This is a genomic window from Bacillus sp. JZ109, assembly GCF_053903135.1.
The window spans coordinates 3379425-3396449 of the sequence record NZ_CP096388.1 but is presented as its reverse complement, the minus strand read 5'-3'; the positions used below and the strand labels follow the sequence as shown (position 1 = coordinate 3396449).

Below are 17025 nucleotides of genomic sequence, written 5' to 3'. Positions count from 1 at the left end.
TTGCTGTTTTTACGTAATACGATAAATAGGGCCAAAGGTTTCATAAAGAAAAAACTTGCCTGCTAGAGGCAAGTTTGTCGGATTATTTATGGGGATCTGTTATATCCATCGGTCTCATCATGTCATAGTCTTCATGCTCTAGAATATGGCAATGCCATACGTATCGTCCGCTGTACGGACCGAATGTCGCCGCGATTCTCAGGACTTCACCTGCATGCGCTTGAATGGTGTCTTTCCAGCCCTTTTCACTTGGCGGCGGCGGGACAGCCGGACCGGTATAGGACAATTCCCCGCTTTCTTGATAACGGGCGATATCAAACGGCCGCCGGTCTAATACACGGAAGGAGACTAGATGCAGGTGAATCGGATGTGTTCCGCGTGTTGGGTTGATAATGGACCATATTTCAGTTGTGCCGACTTTTGGTGCTTCTGTGACAGGATCGTGCCAGCGTTTGTTATTAAGCAGAAGGACGGGTCTGCCGTATTCGTCCTGGGTGCCTGCCAGTTTTAACGTTCTGATGTTTTGTATTCTTTCATGCTGTACCGAAGGGTATGAGGCGAGGTACTTCGGCTTTCTGCTTTCGTCTTTTTGTGCCAATGGTTTTGTGACTCTGAATTGCATGATATTCGCATCTGTATCAGGATTGACGTCACCACCGCAGCCCGCGCTGTTTGCCAAAATGATCGATTCTCCTTCATATGCTGTGAAGTCAATGATGATATCATAACGTTCAGCAGGCGCAAGGCTGAAAGAATTCAGTTTAACAGATCGCGGCAGGAGCCCTCCATCTGAACCAACCTGAATAAACTCTCCGCCATTATCGAGTGACAGATTATAGGTTCTTGTATTGGAGGCGTTGATGACACGGAATCGGTATTTCCTTGGCTCGACCTCCAAGTATGGCCATACCTTCCCGTTGACGAGTATGGTTTCTCCGCAAAAAGCCGGAACGATTGAAGGATTAGGCAGTGACGGAGAAGGGTTTTCCGGTGCGCTCGGATAAAACAAAGAACCGTCCTCATTGATCGTGCGGTCTGTGATAAGAAGCGGCACATCGTATTCGTCTGAAGGCAGTTTTAAGCGTTTTTCCTTTGGGTCATGAATGATATAAGCACCGACAAGTCCGGTATAGACATTTAGCCTGGTGAGCGCCATGGCGTGATCGTGATACCACAATATAGCCCCGCGCTGCTGGTTTGGATAATGATAAACCTCTCTTTTGAAATAAGGTCCTGTTTGTTCAAAGTCTTTGGAAAACCAAGCCTCGGGATACCCGTCACTGTCATCTGGCGTGACGCCGCCGTGTAAATGAACAACAGTCTTTACCTCGGGCTCTTCATGCTGGCTGTCACTGTGATGAATGGTGTGATCAATCGGAAGGAAATGCGTGGAAGGTAGGTTATTCATCCATTTTACATATACGTTTTCATTTCTTTTAACCTCAATGGTCGGCCCCGGAAATAAGCCGTTGTAGCCCCACAGGCGGGTTGGAGGGAGATCGCGATGGAGCTGATGGGTGCATTCCTCCATGGTGACTTCGTAGTATGTTTTTTCTTTTGATTGCTGTACTGGCTTTAGTGTATCTGGGATTGGGAGAGCATCCACAAATTTTTCAAGTGTCATTTTCATCTGTCCTTATCTAAATTTTCCAAATTGGTACTATAGTTAATGACAATAAGGACGTGATGGTTACAAAAAATCTTCGTGCTGCAGCCCGCCCGAAGAAGAAAATAACTAAATCCTAAACGGCAGGCCGTTTAGGATTTGATCAGCATTAAGGCAGGATATCGGGCTGCTGCTGTGTGACTGGGTTGGCAGCCGCTTTCTCGCTCACCTTGCGTTTTCTGAACACAAGGTAAGAAATCAGAACGATTCCCGTGATGACGCCTGTCAGCAGCAGCTCGTCTCTCATGGAATCAATAAACGCCATGGACACTAAAATTCCGCAAATGGCGAGGATGGTCAAGTAGGTTAGGAAAGGGAAGAGCCACATTTTGATCTTCAATGCTTCTGGGTTTGTTTTTTCGAGTTTTTTCCGCATTTTCAGCTGGGAAACTGCGATGACAAGATAGACGAGTAAAGCGATTGCGCCTGATGAGTTGACTAAGAATAAAAAGACGGTATCCGGTGAAAAATAGTTCATTACGACCGCGATATAAGAGAAAAATGTCCCGGCCACAATGGCTTGTACGGGAACGCCTTTTTTGCTCAATTTCATAAAACGGCGCGGCGCTTCGTTTCTTTCTGCAAGTGAATACAGCATTCTGGATGTGGTGTACAAACCTGAATTCAGGCAAGAGAGTACGGCTGTGAGGACGATAAAGTTCATAATCTGTGCGGCTGCGGGCACTCCTATATGCTCAAGTACAGCGACGAAAGGGCTTTCTAAAATATTTGCTGAATTCCATGGCAACAGCGCTACGACAATGGCGATTGAGCCCACGTAAAAGACGATGATGCGCCATACAACGGATCTGGTGGCTTTTGTCACAGATTCGATCGGGTTGGATGTTTCCCCTGCTGCAATGGCAACGATTTCAGTTCCCATAAAAGAGAAGATGACAACGACAATGCCGAGCAATACGGAGCTGATGCCCTCCGGGAAAAATCCGCCTTTGCCTGTAAGATTCGAAAAACCGACTGGCTCACTGCCCGGTGCAAAGCCAAAAATAAAGGCAAAACCAACGATTAGAAAAGCAATGATAGTCACAACTTTAATGAGGGAGAACCAATATTCAAACTCACCGAAAGACTTAACGGAGTAGACGTTTGTCAGGGTGAGCACAATGGTCAAGATCAAACTTGTCAGCCACAGCGGAATATCATGGAACCAGTATTGAATAATGCCAGCACCGGCAATGGCTTCGATCGCGATGACGATCACCCAGAAAAACCAGTACAGCCAGCCGATTGTAAATCCTGCCCACGGTCCGATGGCGTCGTGAGCGTATTGAGAAAACGATCCGCTCGTCGGGTTTACGGCAGACATCTCACCGAGCATTCTCATAATAAAAATCACCAATAATCCGGCTAACGCGTAAGAAACAACGGCACCCGGACCGGTCGAGTGAATCACTGAACCGCTGCCTACAAATAGGCCGGCTCCGATTACACCGGCAATCGAAATCATTGTCATATGGCGGGTCTTTAATTCCTTTTTTAATCCTGATTGAGATTGGTTCATAAGTTACCTCCTTTTAAAATGCAATCATTACTGAATATTATGATAATTGAAACTCTATCATAAATATACAGTTTGTCGAAAATTCATGTGAGAAAATATAACGTTTTATTTCAAATTTGTAGTGTTTTGTTTGCGCTTTCAGCGAATGTGTGGAAAAAATGTTTCGTTTTTTATTTGCTGTGTGATTTTGTGTACTATTTACAATTCGATAGAATGCGAGAAGCGCTGGTGTCATTGGATCTGATGGGCTTTTTGGCTGAGCAAATAAATTGGATGAGAGAAAAAGTGTTCCATCGTCACTATTTTTCTGTGGCGGGTGAATCATGTTTCTGTAGACCCAATGCGGATCAGCTTTGTAAGATAATAATAGGAAAATGTGAGCGGGGAGGAGGTTTTGTATGGAGAGATATGATGAACTGAAAAAGGGAGAATCCGGAGCGCTGGTCAGCATTGCCGCGTATCTAGTTCTTTCCGCAATTAAACTGATCATCGGTTATCTTTTTCACTCGGAAGCACTTACGGCAGACGGGTTAAATAACACAACTGACATTATTGCTTCTGTTGCTGTGCTGATTGGCCTGCGCATCTCTCAAAAGCCTCCTGACGAAGATCATCCATACGGCCACTTTCGAGCGGAAACGATTGCATCGCTTATCGCATCGTTTATTATGATGGTTGTCGGCCTGCAAGTGCTGTTCAGCGCCGGAGAATCTATTTTTTCTGCTAAACAAGAGACGCCGGATATGATTGCGGCTTGGACGGCAGCGGGCGGGGCAGTCCTGATGCTGATCGTTTACCGGTACAATAAAAGGCTGGCCAAAAAGGTGAAGAGCCAGGCGCTCCTTGCTGCGGCTGCTGATAATAAATCAGACGCATTCGTCAGTATTGGCACATTTATCGGCATTGTGGCTGCTCAATTCCATCTTGCTTGGATTGATACGGTCACTGCGTTTGTGATCGGTCTGCTTATTTGCAAGACCGCATGGGATATTTTTAAAGAGTCATCTCACTCTTTGACAGATGGATTCGACATAAAGGACATTTCCGCTTATAAACAGACAATCGAAAAAGTCTCCGGTGTGAGCCGTTTAAAAGACATAAAAGCAAGATACTTGGGCAGCACGGTTCATGTTGATGTGGTGGTTGAGGTATCGGCAGATTTAAATATTACGGAAAGCCACGATATAGCCAATGAAATTGAGCGGAGAATGAAGGAGGAGCATGCGATTGATTATTCGCATGTTCATATGGAGCCTTTAGAACACAAATAATTGAGCTTCCTGCCACAGGAAGCTTTTTTGTGTGTTTTGGCCAGCTTTATTGGAAACAATTTGCTAGAATCGTTTTTTTATACAGATTGCTTTTTGTGGTAAAGTTAGGTTACATTATGATGAATTTTGTAGATGACTAGGAGGAAAAGAATGGCATATCAAGAAGACCTGCATCCTTTGCTGGGGAAAGCAGTTGAACATATTAATAGAGTAATGGTTGGAAAACGAGACATCGCCATACTCAGCTTAGCAGCCCTTCTTGCCAAAGGGCATGTACTGCTTGAGGATGTACCCGGAGTCGGAAAAACGATGATGGTCCGCGCGCTGGCAAAATCAATCGGCGCTGATTTCAAAAGAATCCAATTCACTCCGGATTTGCTGCCATCTGATGTCACAGGGGTATCTATCTATAATGCGAAAACGATGGAATTTGAATATCGTCCCGGCCCAATTATGGGAAATATCGTGCTGGCCGATGAAATCAACCGTACCTCTCCGAAGACACAGTCGGCTTTGCTCGAAGCGATGGAAGAGGGAAGCGTCACGGTAGATGGCCATACGATGCAGCTTGCCGATCCGTTTTTTGTGATGGCAACGCAAAACCCGGTCGAATATGAAGGGACCTATCCTTTGCCGGAAGCTCAGCTTGACCGTTTTTTATTCAAACTTCGGATGGGTTATCCGTCCTTTAATGAAGAGCTTGACGTCTTATCTCTTCAGGAAAAAAGCCATCCGATTGAGACGCTTGAGCCGGTTATTGCAAAAGAAGACTTCATCCGTTTACAGCGGGAAGTGCAGAATGTCCGTGCTGATGACAGCATTAAGGAATATATCGTTGAAATTGTGCAGAAAACGAGACAGCATCCTTCTGTTCAATTAGGCGTCAGTCCGCGCGGCTCAATCGCCCTCATGAAAGCGGCACAGGCATACGCGCTGCTGCATCATCGCGACTATGTCATACCGGATGATATTCAATATTTAGCTCCTTTCACGCTGCCGCACCGGATGATGCTTCATCCTGAGGCAAAATTTGAAGGGATTCAGGCAGAAGCGATCGTAAGGGAGATCATGTCAGCTGTGAAGGTGCCGGTTCAAAGGTCGTCGGTCCGCTGATGAATAAGAAATGGCAATGGCTCGTATATGGTTGGAAGCTGATTATATTAACTTTATTGACGGCTGCTGTTTTTTCTTATGCGATGTTTCAGGGCGGCTTTGTCAGCTGGTTTTTGTTTTACGCGTTTCTCCCTTTTGTCTTGTATGCCGGGCTGTTGGCCTTGTATCCGCTCCGTTCTTTTCAGGCTTCAAGGCAAATGGATAAAACACAATTGCATGCGGGGGACAGGCTGGGCGTAACGGTTACGCTGAGAAGAAAGCTGCCATTTCCCCTGATGTATATGGTGATTGAAGATTGCCTGCCAGAAGGTATCGAGTCATTAAATCGAGACGGAGCCGCGGCCAAACGGCTCGTTTTTCCTTGGTTTAAACGGAGCATAACGATGTCGTATGAATTAGCTCGGGTACCGCGCGGAGAGCATCACTTTCATTCTGTCAGGGTGCGAACCGGGGATGTTCTTGGCTTGATTGAAAAAACTGCATTTTTTGAGCTGGATGATACCCTGTTTGTTTATCCATTCTATCAGCGTTTTTCCTATCAGGTGAATGAGAGGCATCAGGAAGACGGTGTAAGCGGTTCTTCTCCAATTCATGAGCACCATTCCTCAGTCGCAGCAAGTGTGCGGAATTATCAGCCGGGAGACCGGTTTGCTGCGTTAGATTGGAAGACTTCTGCACGGCGGAGCCAGCTGATGACGAAGGAATTTGAGCCTTCTCGCAGCAAAAATCTGTTTCTGCTGATGGACCGTTTTTCCTCTGACGCATTCGAAGAGGTCGTTTCAGTGACAGCTTCGATTCTTTATTCTGTTTTAAAAAACGGCGCGGGCGCTGGCCTGGCTTCCATCGGGAAGGAAAAAAACATTTTCCCTATTCAGGAAGGGGATCAGCATTTTAAGCACATGCTTCGGCATTTAGCCATCGCTCATTGTGATGCGGCAGACCCGATAAGCCGATATGCACGGGAAGAGCTGGGAAAGCCATCTGTTCGCCAAGCTGATCAAGTTGTTGTCACGGGACAGTTAACGGAAGATATGCTGCACCTCGCAGAAATAGGAGGCGGCCGGGTTACGGTGATACTGGCAAAAGAGAAAGATGCTGAGCTCTCTCAAGCTGAAAATGCCATGATTGAACGCATGATGAAACGCCAAATCAGAGTTCGGGTCATGAGGGGCGGGCGAGTTTCGCGTGTTGTTTAGAAAGAGAGGTGACTGGTTCACATGCCGCACGATGATCACAAGGGAAGCCGTTTGAGCTTGCTGTTATTTTATTTTCTGGCTTTTTTATTGCTGTGGGAGTGGCTCAGGCCGCTTGACAGTTTTACTGAAACGAAACATACAGGCTTTTTTAGTGTCTTTATCGGTTTGACGTTTCTGCTGACTTTTTTCAGGATGAGGTGGTTTGTCACCGTTCCTTTTTGTGTCATATTTACATTGATCTCGATACACATCCTGTTTTATCAAGGATCTATATTCGACTTGAGCTGGGTCAGCTCTTTTTTGCAGGATGTCTATCTGAATATCACGTTGATTCAATCTGGGCAATGGAATGACATGATCCCTTCATTTCGGACCCTGCTGTTTTTTGTGCTGCTGTGGCTGCTGGTCTATCTCCTGCATTATTGGGTGATTTACCAGAGAAGAATTTTGTTTTTCTTTTTGATGACAGTAGCGTATATTACGATTCTTGATACCTTTACGCCATATGATGCCACTTTTGCCGTCATCCGTATCGTGCTGATCGGCTTCTTTATGCTGGGCCTTTTATACTTGGAACGCATTAAGCTGATGGAAAGAATCACACTGCCAAAAACATCTGTCCTGAAATGGTTTCTTCCTTTATCTGTATTGGTTTTGGCTGCAACGGGATTCGGACTCGCCGCTCCAAAATCAGAGCCGGCCTGGCCTGATCCGGTGCCTTTTCTTAAAAAAATCACTCATCAAGACCGCGTGTCTGCAGGGGAAAGCAAAATCGGATACGGGAATCATGATGAATCACTCGGCGGCCCGTTCCAGCAGGATGCTACACCTGTTTTTACATGGCAGGGAAAAGAGCGTACGTATTTCCGTGTGGAAACGAAGGACACGTATACCGGAAAAGGCTGGATTGAAACAGACACAGGCATGTCGTATCAGCTTAGCAATGGAAAAGTTGAAAATCTGTGGTTTGACCATAAGGTTGCGACAGAGCGCCGCACCGTCCGTGTAAAAGTCGATAAGCACTACGGGTATAATCATCTGATGTATCCGATTGGTGCGGAAACCATTCAGCCAAAGCAGGCTGTCTCACTTGAAATGAACGGCAACACGGAGCAAATTTCTCCGATCAGTGAACAAGCCGGTGAAATCAGAAATATGGGAAATTATACTGTAACGTACAATTCCCCGGTCTATAAGCTGGATGAACTGAGAAAGGTAAAAGTGAGAAAAAACAGTGAGGAATACACATTCAGCGATCGCTACATGCAGCTTCCAGATTCACTGCCAGAGCGGGTGAGAACCCTTGCGATCAAACTGACTCAGGATCACGACAATATGTTTGATAAGGTGAAAGCGGTTGAGGACTATTTAGGGTCAAATGCGTTCACCTATGAAACAGAAAACGTGACCATTCCTAAGAATGATGAAGATTATGTCGATCAATTTCTCTTTGAAACGAAAATGGGTTATTGTGATAACTTTTCTTCCGCCATGGTGGTGCTCTTGCGCTCGGCCGGCATTCCGGCCCGCTGGGTAAAGGGTTATACGTCCGGCGAATACAAAGAAGCAGGGAACAAAAATGGCAGCATTTACGAAGTGACAAATAACAATGCCCATTCCTGGGTAGAGGTGTATTTCCCGGAACAGGGCTGGGTTACATTTGAGCCGACTAAAGGGTTTACAAATCCGGCTCAATTTACTTCTTCTGACACAAAGGACTCCGGCAGCGATAACAGCAGCTCGCCGAAGAAAGCACAAGAGAAACAGAAAGAAGAGAAAAAACAGCCGCAAAAAGAAGAAAAACAAAAGGAAAAACGGGAGCCAGCTGTTTCTAAAAAGCCGTCCGCTTCGCATACTAATGCCGATGCGGGCTTGTATGCAACGCTTGCGGTTCTTGCAGTCCTCCTGGTGGCAGCTGTATTGCTGTATGTTTTCCGCTCGTTATGGATTCCTGTTTTCGCCGTGAGGAAATTGAAGCGGCGCAGCGATCAGCACGCGTTTTTTGAGGCATATGACGCGCTGCTGAAACAACTGAAGAGAAAAGGGCTGCCGAAACGAGGCAGTGAAACGCTGCGTGATTATGCAAAACGAATCGATGAAAAATACGACATAGAAGACATGTCAAAGCTGACATTAAGCTATGAAAGGGCGCTTTACAGAAATGAAGATTCTTCAGCGCTTTGGAATGATTCCAGAGAGTTATGGGAAAATTTAATTAAAAGAAGATGGTCTTGACCGCTTATCAACGTGTTGTTAGAATTAGTGAATATTATCGGAGTCTGGGAGCGAGTTGGCCTGACTCCGGCAAACGGCCTTGCCAAAGAGGGCGGAGCGAGCTTCATATCTGTCCTCGTTTTTTTCTGTGTCAAAAAACTTAGAGGAGATTAGGTGACAACCATGACAAAGTTAGTGAATGAAATGATTCTTGTCCTTGATTTCGGCAGTCAGTATAACCAGCTGATTACACGCCGTATCCGTGAATTCGGTGTTTACAGCGAGCTGCATCCACATACATTGACGGCTGAAGAAATTAAAAAAATGAATCCAAAAGGAATTATTTTATCCGGCGGTCCAAACAGTGTGTATGATGAAAACTCTTTCCGCTGTGACGAGAAAATCTTCGAGCTTGATATTCCTGTTTTGGGAATTTGCTACGGCATGCAGTTGATGACTCATTACCTTGGCGGTAAAGTTGAAGCAGCAAGCCAGCGTGAATACGGAAAAGCAAATATCCGCATCGAAGGCACACCTGATTTGTTCAAAGATCTTCCAAATGAACAAGTGGTTTGGATGAGCCACGGTGATTTGGTTGTAGAAGTTCCTGAAGGCTTCACTGTTGACGCGACAAGCCATCACTGCCCGAACTCAGCAATGAGCAAAGCGGACAAAAAATGGTACGGCGTTCAGTTCCACCCGGAAGTGCGCCACTCTGAATACGGCAATGATCTTCTGAAAAACTTTGTATTCGGTGTTTGCGAATGCGAAGGCGAATGGTCAATGGAGAACTTTATCGAAATCGAAATGCAAAAAATCCGTGAAACGGTCGGAGACAAACAGGTTCTTTGCGCGCTAAGCGGCGGCGTTGATTCCTCTGTTGTTGCTGTTTTGATTCATAAAGCGATCGGCGACCAGCTGACTTGTATCTTTGTAGACCATGGTCTTCTCCGTAAAGGCGAAGCTGAGGGTGTTATGAAAACATTCAGCGAAGGCTTTAACATGAATGTGATTAAAGTAGACGCAAAAGATCGATTCTTAAACAAACTAAAAGGCGTTTCTGATCCTGAACAAAAACGCAAAATCATCGGTAATGAATTCATTTACGTGTTTGATGATGAAGCGGACAAGCTCAAAGGCATCGACTACCTTGCACAAGGTACGCTTTACACAGATATCATCGAGAGCGGTACAGCAACGGCGCAAACGATCAAATCTCACCACAATGTCGGCGGACTTCCTGAAGACATGCAGTTTGAGCTGATCGAGCCGTTAAACACGCTCTTCAAAGACGAAGTGCGCGCGCTTGGCACAGAGCTCGGCATTCCAGATGAAATCGTATGGCGTCAGCCGTTCCCAGGACCGGGACTCGGAATCCGTGTTCTTGGCGAAGTAACAGAAGAAAAACTTGAAATCGTTCGTGAATCAGATGCAATCTTGCGTGAAGAAATTGCAAATCACGGCTTAGAGCGTGATATCTGGCAATACTTCACTGTTCTTCCTGACATCCGCAGCGTTGGTGTTATGGGTGACGCAAGAACATATGATTACACAATCGGAATCCGTGCCGTTACATCAATCGACGGCATGACATCTGACTGGGCGCGTATCCCGTGGGATGTGCTTGAAGTCATTTCGACACGTATCGTAAACGAAGTGAAGCACATTAACCGCGTGGTGTACGATATTACAAGTAAGCCACCTGCGACGATTGAGTGGGAATAAGTAAATAACAATGAGAAAAACGTCCCTTTTTCAAAAGGGGCGTTTTTTTTGTTAACTTTTTGAAACCGTTTCGACAATTTTTGTATCTAACAACATAGGAGGTGGATAAGGTGAAGGAAGAAAGATTGATTACAAAGGCGAGAAAAGGAAATGCTCGGGCCTTTGAAAAGCTTATGCTGGCACATCAGGAGACTTTATATAAAACAGCTTATCTCTATTTAAGAAATAAAGAAGATGCACTTGATGCTGTACAGGAAACAGCTTATAAAGCTTTTATCAGTATAGAAAAACTAAAAGAGCCAAAGTATTTTTTAACGTGGCTTACTCGAATATTGATTCATACCATTTTTGCCATGAATAAAAAGAAAGGAGATTTGGTTCCGTTTGAGAAACATCATGATGCTGGAACTAATCAAGCAAATATTGAGGAATACATAGACTTGCGAAATGCGATTGATTTACTTGATGAACATGTTCAGTTAACAATTCAGCTCTATTATTTTCAAGATTATTCGATTTCAATGATAGCTGAACAAACAGGAATGGCAGAAGGCACAATTAAAACCCATTTACATAGAGCGAGAAAAGCATTGAAACAGGAGCTGGAAAAGGAGGATCAAAACAAATGGACAAACACCAAATGAAGCAGATGTATGATGACATAGCAGTGCCAAAGAAAGCACTCAAAAAGGCAATACATCAAGCTGTCGTTCGTGCTGAAAATGAAAGTAACACAAGGCGCCGTTTTAAATGGGCACGAACTATTACAAATGGAATGGCTATTGCTGCTGTGGTATGTATATTGTATTTATCATCTGGTCTTTTTCTTCCCTCTGTAAACAAAGCGATGGGGAGCATACCCATTGTCGGACAAATTTATAAGGATTTTCAAGATAAAGTTGGTCTATCATTGTTTAAAAGCAATTTGGTCACAGCTTTAAATGAAAAAGCAGACTCCAGGGGAATCACTGTTTCTGTAAACAGCTCCTATTACGATGCCGGACAGCTTGTTTATAACTTCACTGTTGATAACTTCCACTCTGATGAAAAAGAGATCATGTATGATGTCGACGAAACGAGTTATAGCGACAACTTTTCAATCAACTACGATTCCTTAATGCTTAAAAAATTAAATAACAAGCAATACGCAGGACAATTAAGGATTTATACAAATGGTACTGAAATAAAAAATGGGGAAACCGTGCCCTTTGTAATTACTCATATCAATGAAATACAGGGAAATTGGAGATTCAAACTGCCTATTACCAAAAAGAATGCGGGTTATTTAGAAAGCTCAAAAATTATATCGGCTTATCATAATCGTTATCAATTTTCCAATATTCAAGTGGAAAACGGGAAACTTGGATCTGTCCTTCAATTTACAATCGATTATCAAGGCATAGCAAAGCATGATACGGTTGAAATTAACGAAGTTAAAGATGATTTAGGAAACACATATGAGATGTCAGCATCAAACATCGAACTTGGAGACCGCATAAAGGTAAACGAGAGAACGGTAAGAGCAAAAGGACAAACACAGTTAGAATCACCAATCAATCCAAAAGCGAAAAAGCTAACATTAATTGCAGATATTAGATCTGAGGCTGAGGGTAGTGAAATCGTCCCGCTTAATGCAGGGATGCCGTATCGTCTTTCGGAAACAAAGCATCAAAACATAGGGATAGAAATCAATAACATTAAACAAGAGGGGAGGGAAGTATTGGTTCATTACCGTTTCACTGGAGTTGATACTTCAAATATGTCAAAAGATGACTTAGTGAATATAGGTGAAATGATTGGCCTTGGTGATATGAAAAAAATGCAATCATGGTCTGATCCAATGGCTTATTATGAAGAAGGTTATTATTTGAAATGGAATAAAGCTGAAGTGAAGAATATGGACACAGCCGAAATGGTATCAACTTTTGAACTGGATGACGCTTATCTTGATAAGCTGTCTTTAAAGCATTTTGAGTTTAATGAATACGGTCTGTATATTGATAAAGGCGTTTTAAATGACCTGATTCAACTAAAGCCATTCTCGTTTACTGTACCAGTGCATCAGGTGAGTCAGCCTTCAAGATAAAATAATCATAAGTTGAAAAGCCGTATGAAGTCATGCATACGGTTTTTATCATTGTTGCCAATTTAGTCAATAGACGAATAAACCAATTTTTTTAATAAGTAATGTTCGTTGTTTATATTGTCAATTCAAAATGAAGTTGGTACAATAGACACAGAAATCAAATAAGATGAATTCGTATAATCGCGGGAATATGGCTCGCAAGTCTCTACCAAGCTACCGTAAATGGCTTGACTACGTAAACATTTCTTTCGTTTGATATAAATAAAACACGTTTATTTATTCAAACTGAAATCCGTCTGTAGTCAAGCGTCCCAAAATGTATTGGGGCGTTTTTTATTTGGCGTTTTCAGGACAGAATAAATAGCAAAGAGTGAAGGGAGTCAAATAGCTTGAAAACGTTTTTTCAGTTTGATGAGCTGGGCACCAGCTATCGCAATGAAATCATTGGCGGATTAACGACTTTTTTATCTATGGCATATATTTTGTTCGTCAATCCGATTACGCTTGCTTTGGAGAGCGTGAAAGATTTTCCGGAGGCGCTGAGAATTGACCAGGGTGCAGTCTTTACAGCGACAGCGCTGGCGTCTGCAGCAGGCTGTATCTTAATGGGATTAATAGCGAGATATCCGATTGCCATCGCGCCGGGTATGGGGCTGAACGCGTTTTTTGCGTTTTCTGTTGTCCTTGGTATGGGTATTTCATGGCAGGCAGCTTTGTCTGGTGTTTTTATTTCAGGTCTTATTTTCGTTGCTCTTTCTTTAACAGGTTTTCGTGAAAAAATCATCAACGCCATTCCGCCTGAGCTGAAATTGGCAGTCGGTGCGGGGATCGGCCTGTTTATTACATTTGTTGGATTACAAGGTTCAGGAATCATTACAGCGAATCCTTCTACGCTCGTCACGATCGGAAACATTCACAGCGGTCCTGTGCTGTTAACGATTTTCGGTGTGATTGTCACGGTTATTTTAATGGTGCTTCGCGTGAACGCAGGCGTGTTTATCGGGATGCTGTTAACAGCGGTTGCCGGCATGATTTTCGGTTTGGTTCCGGTTCCGACTCAAATTGTCGGCAGTGTGCCAAGCCTTGCGCCGACTTTCGGACAAGCGTGGATTCACCTCCCGGATATTTTCTCCGTACAAATGCTGATCGTTATTTTAACATTCTTGTTTGTCGGATTTTTTGATACAGCTGGTACACTTGTTGCTGTGGCAACACAAGCTGGTTTAATGAAGGAAAACAAATTGCCGCGTGCGGGCCGTGCGCTTTTAGCTGATTCATCTTCTATTGTGATCGGTGCCGTGCTTGGTACGTCTACAACAACTTCTTACGTGGAATCAAGCTCAGGTGTCGCTGCGGGTGCCCGTTCAGGATTTGCCGCAATTGTAACAGGGATTCTCTTTTTACTGGCTACGTTTTTCTCTCCGCTCCTATCAGTCGTTACGTCAAATGTAACAGCGCCGGCGCTTATTATTGTTGGTGCATTGATGGTGGCGCCGCTTGGCAAAATCGCTTGGGATAAGTTCGAAGTGGCCGTTCCTGCTTTCCTTACCATGATCATGATGCCGTTAACGTACAGCATCGCGACTGGTATTGCCATCGGATTTATTTTCTATCCGATTACAATGGTGTGCAAAGGAAAAGCCAAAGAGGTTCATCCAATCATGTACGGGCTGTTTATCGTATTTATCCTGTACTTTATCTTCTTAAAATAAGGAATGAAAAACCAGCTGCACAGGCAGCTGGTTTTTTTGTTGCAAAAGATAAAACCATTTCATACGATATACCGTCATGTAGATGTGCCGCCATGCTTTACTTAAATGGAAATGACTTGACTGTTCAGGAAGGCTTCGGTACCTTATATAAGTGTTTTATTTTCTTGCTGAATGGTATTCCGCCGTATTTTTTTGATAGGAGTTGCTGACATGACGGAAGAAAGAAAAGAAACGTTTGAAGAAGAAATTAACCAGAGTGAAAGAATAGATGCAGATGAAGAACCGCTATCGAGAATGTCCAGAAAGGCGAGCCGGCAAAGCAAGCAGAAGCAAAAACAAAAGCAGAAACCGCGCCAGGAACGCGGTGAATCAACTGTTAAAGACAAGCTTGCGTCTGTTTGGGCAGCCATCAACAGATATTGCGGATTTGCGTTCTCGATTTTAAAATCTCCGGCGAAAACTGTCGTAACGGATGGTTTTTCTCATTATAAGTACGGTCTGATTTCAATGCTTATATTCAGTATCATTTTTTCAATTGGGAATTGGTTTCAGTTAAAGGCAAGCTGGAATCGGCCGCTCGGTTTCGGAGAACGCCATCATGCTTTCTATGACGGGTTTTTAGTTGTTCTTGTGTATTTGCTGATCTTTTTCGCGGTAATGGTCTTTGCTATATGGGCTGTCTCCCGCTATATGATGAAGCAGAAGGTGACGTTCAGAGAAGCAGCTGCCGTATTGGGTTCATTGCTTGTACCGATAATTGCTGTTTCAATCCTTTGGCTGATCTTTGCGATCGTAAATATCCCAATGCTGACAGTACTGTTTACGGTGCTGATCTTGTTTTCCATCTTTTTTATCATCGCGCTGTATGTACAGCGTGTGTACCAGGCGGCACAAGATGCACCAATTGATTATATCTATTGTGTATTTGCAGTGGTTGCGATAGCGCTGCTGTTTACGGCAGTGACTTGGCCTTTTATTTCGGAATATTTTACGGCGTCGCTGATTCCGCTTTAATGAAAAAACCGGCTAATCCTAGCCGGTTTTTTTATGTCACACTTTTTACAAATATATCTAAAAAACATAGTTGATTTGTAGGATTAACCCGTGTATGATGGGGAAAATGCTGAAAACGTCCAGCGAAAAACCTTTATGTTTAAGGAGGATGATGGACATGGCTGATGTGCTTCGCCGAGCAATTAATCAAAAGAAACAATTTTTAAAAACCAAATTACTGCTCTCGGAATTTTATCAAGGAAGAGGGGAACAGCTTGCTGACTACACGCTGAGTGAGCTTGAGAAAGAATACAAGTCCCTTCAGAAAATGAAAAAAGAGATCTGACAATAGATATAAAGAGGTGAGTCTGCTGAAAAGCGGGCTTTTTTGTTTTGATTTTGAAAAGGCGAGAAAGAGGGTAAACTACTACTGTTCAACACATAAAAGCATGTCGAAATATTTTGCTTAAACTTACGGGCGAAGCTGATTGTAAACGGCTCATTTCTCTAGTAGAATATGAATGCTTTGTGCAAGCTGAAGAGTAGGGGGATGAATAAAATGATGCAAACCATCTTATCAAATGGGATAGCCATGGTTCTCATAATTCTCATTATTAATATTGTCTATGTGTCATTTTTTACGATAAGAATGATTTTAACGCTGAAAGGACAGCGTTATTTAGCGGCCGGCATCAGTACGATTGAAATACTGGTTTATGTGACAGGGCTGAGTCTGGTGCTCGATAACTTAGACCAGATTCAAAATGTGATCGCGTATGCGCTCGGTTACGGTCTAGGCGTAATTGTCGGCATGAAAATAGAAGAAAAATTGGCGCTTGGCTATATTATGGTCAATGTGATTACGAAGGAGCTCGATCTTGATCTTCCGAAGCAGCTCCGTGAAAAAGGCTACGGCGTGACAAATTGGGTGGCAGGCGGGCTTGAAGGCGACCGCACAGCCCTTCAGATCCTGACGCCGAGAAAATATGAACTCCAGCTATATGATACGATTAAAACACTTGATTCAAAAGCCTTTATTATTGCGTACGAACCAAAAACAATCCACGGCGGCTTCTGGGTCAAAGCGGTAAAGAAGAGGAGAATTAAAGAATAATGGCAAAGCCGAAGAAGAAAAAGTTTGAAGTGACAGAGCAGCAAACGATTGATGCGGTGCTTCAGCAAATGAAAGAAGAAGGATATCTGCCTGTAAGGCGAATGGAAGAGCCTATTTTTATGGAAAAAAAGGAAAATGGGTCAATTCAGATCGTTCCGTGCGGGAAAAAAATCGTATTTGAAGGGAAATTGATCTAAAACACGAACATTAGTAGAATGAATTTTTGTATCGTTCGATAATATCGTTGACATTATCCATGTCCGTTGTTAAGATAAACATGAAATCAAAACACGACCTCATATAATCTTGGGAATATGGCCCATAAGTTTCTACCCGGCAACCGTAAATTGCCGGACTATGCAGGAAAGTGATCGATAAAACTGACATGGATATATCGCAGAAGCGAACGACTGACG

At 43.6% G+C, this 17025-nt stretch carries 15 protein-coding genes and 2 riboswitches; of the genes, 12 read left to right on the top strand and 3 right to left on the bottom strand.

From position 1 onward, the window contains the following. Nucleotides 1–82: 82 nt before the first annotated feature. From cotA to M1D94_RS17840, 3 genes are all read right to left on the bottom strand, one after another. Entirely contained in the window at nt 83–1624 is a 1542-nt protein-coding gene (gene cotA / locus M1D94_RS17850) for an outer spore coat copper-dependent laccase CotA (RefSeq protein WP_456270299.1), read from the bottom strand. Nucleotides 1625–1775: 151 nt separating this feature from the next. Further along, the gene (gene gabP / locus M1D94_RS17845) at nt 1776–3185 is read right to left on the bottom strand and encodes a GABA permease (RefSeq protein WP_014479049.1); all 1410 of its coding nucleotides are present in this window, start codon (nt 3183–3185) and stop codon (nt 1776–1778) included. Between the two features lie 37 nt (nt 3186–3222). Continuing rightward, a complete protein-coding gene (locus tag M1D94_RS17840) occupies nt 3223–3510 on the bottom strand; it encodes a hypothetical protein (RefSeq protein ID WP_172861484.1) in 288 nt (95 codons plus the stop codon). A 73-nt stretch (nt 3511–3583) separates the two neighbouring features. Here M1D94_RS17840 and mneS point away from each other — a divergent pair, with 73 nt between their 5' ends. The 12 genes from mneS to M1D94_RS17780 all read left to right on the top strand — a co-directional run bounded on the left by mneS (nt 3584) and on the right by M1D94_RS17780 (nt 16806). Then, complete coding sequence (mneS, locus tag M1D94_RS17835) at nt 3584–4456, top strand: manganese transporter MneS (RefSeq protein WP_153257299.1); 873 nt, start codon at nt 3584–3586, stop codon at nt 4454–4456. A gap of 150 nt (nt 4457–4606) precedes the next feature. Then, on the top strand, nt 4607–5569 hold the full coding sequence (locus M1D94_RS17830; RefSeq protein WP_122895362.1) for an AAA family ATPase: 963 nt from the start codon (nt 4607–4609) through the stop codon (nt 5567–5569). Then, the gene (locus M1D94_RS17825) at nt 5569–6765 is read left to right on the top strand and encodes a DUF58 domain-containing protein (protein WP_049140787.1); all 1197 of its coding nucleotides are present in this window, start codon (nt 5569–5571) and stop codon (nt 6763–6765) included. The genes M1D94_RS17830 and M1D94_RS17825 overlap by 1 nt, the downstream gene beginning before the upstream one ends. 21 nt (nt 6766–6786) lie before the next feature. Continuing rightward, nucleotides 6787–9000, top strand: a complete 2214-nt coding sequence (locus M1D94_RS17820) for a DUF4129 domain-containing transglutaminase family protein (RefSeq protein WP_041851236.1) — start codon at nt 6787–6789, stop codon at nt 8998–9000. A gap of 162 nt (nt 9001–9162) precedes the next feature. Continuing rightward, on the top strand, nt 9163–10704 hold the full coding sequence (guaA, locus tag M1D94_RS17815) for a glutamine-hydrolyzing GMP synthase (protein WP_003233970.1): 1542 nt from the start codon (nt 9163–9165) through the stop codon (nt 10702–10704). A gap of 110 nt (nt 10705–10814) precedes the next feature. Next, nucleotides 10815–11348, top strand: a complete 534-nt coding sequence (locus M1D94_RS17810; protein ID WP_017695646.1) for a sigma-70 family RNA polymerase sigma factor — start codon at nt 10815–10817, stop codon at nt 11346–11348. Further along, nucleotides 11330–12790, top strand: a complete 1461-nt coding sequence (locus M1D94_RS17805) for a DUF4179 domain-containing protein (protein WP_153257300.1) — start codon at nt 11330–11332, stop codon at nt 12788–12790. Before M1D94_RS17810 ends, M1D94_RS17805 begins: the two co-directional genes overlap by 19 nt. A 152-nt stretch (nt 12791–12942) precedes the next feature. Then, nucleotides 12943–13044, top strand: a riboswitch (purine riboswitch). Between the two features lie 135 nt (nt 13045–13179). Further along, nucleotides 13180–14502 (top strand): hypoxanthine/guanine permease PbuG, encoded by a 1323-nt coding sequence (gene pbuG, locus M1D94_RS17800; RefSeq protein ID WP_041851234.1) that lies wholly within the window; start codon nt 13180–13182, stop codon nt 14500–14502. Between the two features lie 210 nt (nt 14503–14712). Continuing rightward, nucleotides 14713–15516 carry a hypothetical protein gene (locus tag M1D94_RS17795; RefSeq protein ID WP_014476025.1) on the top strand — a complete coding sequence of 268 codons (804 nt, stop codon included), beginning with the start codon at nt 14713–14715 and terminating at the stop codon, nt 15514–15516. Nucleotides 15517–15673: 157 nt separating this feature from the next. Next, nucleotides 15674–15841, top strand: a complete 168-nt coding sequence (locus M1D94_RS17790; protein WP_003244066.1) for a Fur-regulated basic protein FbpA — start codon at nt 15674–15676, stop codon at nt 15839–15841. Nucleotides 15842–16054: 213 nt separating this feature from the next. After that, nucleotides 16055–16609 (top strand): DUF2179 domain-containing protein, encoded by a 555-nt coding sequence (locus tag M1D94_RS17785; RefSeq protein ID WP_015482896.1) that lies wholly within the window; start codon nt 16055–16057, stop codon nt 16607–16609. After that, nucleotides 16609–16806: an NETI motif-containing protein gene (locus M1D94_RS17780; RefSeq protein ID WP_003219403.1), complete on the top strand. Its 198-nt coding sequence runs from the start codon at nt 16609–16611 to the stop codon at nt 16804–16806. Before M1D94_RS17785 ends, M1D94_RS17780 begins: the two co-directional genes overlap by 1 nt. 79 nt (nt 16807–16885) lie before the next feature. Further along, nucleotides 16886–16987, top strand: a riboswitch (purine riboswitch). The last annotated feature ends 38 nt before the right edge of the window (nt 16988–17025 follow it).

Excerpts from the sequence above, each read along its gene's own strand:
- cotA (WP_456270299.1), bottom strand. The coding sequence starts at position 1,624 with ATGACACTTGAAAAATTTGTGGATGCTCTCCCAATCCCAGATACACTA.
- M1D94_RS17785 (WP_015482896.1), top strand. The coding sequence starts at position 16,055 with ATGATGCAAACCATCTTATCAAATGGGATAGCCATGGTTCTCATAATT.
- M1D94_RS17790 (WP_003244066.1), top strand. The coding sequence starts at position 15,674 with ATGGCTGATGTGCTTCGCCGAGCAATTAATCAAAAGAAACAATTTTTA.
- M1D94_RS17780 (WP_003219403.1), top strand. The coding sequence starts at position 16,609 with ATGGCAAAGCCGAAGAAGAAAAAGTTTGAAGTGACAGAGCAGCAAACG.
- mneS (WP_153257299.1), top strand. The coding sequence starts at position 3,584 with ATGGAGAGATATGATGAACTGAAAAAGGGAGAATCCGGAGCGCTGGTC.
- M1D94_RS17805 (WP_153257300.1), top strand. The coding sequence starts at position 11,330 with ATGGACAAACACCAAATGAAGCAGATGTATGATGACATAGCAGTGCCA.
- M1D94_RS17820 (WP_041851236.1), top strand. The coding sequence starts at position 6,787 with ATGCCGCACGATGATCACAAGGGAAGCCGTTTGAGCTTGCTGTTATTT.
- gabP (WP_014479049.1), bottom strand. The coding sequence starts at position 3,185 with ATGAACCAATCTCAATCAGGATTAAAAAAGGAATTAAAGACCCGCCAT.
- M1D94_RS17830 (WP_122895362.1), top strand. The coding sequence starts at position 4,607 with ATGGCATATCAAGAAGACCTGCATCCTTTGCTGGGGAAAGCAGTTGAA.
- guaA (WP_003233970.1), top strand. The coding sequence starts at position 9,163 with ATGACAAAGTTAGTGAATGAAATGATTCTTGTCCTTGATTTCGGCAGT.
- M1D94_RS17825 (WP_049140787.1), top strand. The coding sequence starts at position 5,569 with ATGAATAAGAAATGGCAATGGCTCGTATATGGTTGGAAGCTGATTATA.
- M1D94_RS17840 (WP_172861484.1), bottom strand. The coding sequence starts at position 3,510 with ATGATTCACCCGCCACAGAAAAATAGTGACGATGGAACACTTTTTCTC.
- M1D94_RS17795 (WP_014476025.1), top strand. The coding sequence starts at position 14,713 with ATGACGGAAGAAAGAAAAGAAACGTTTGAAGAAGAAATTAACCAGAGT.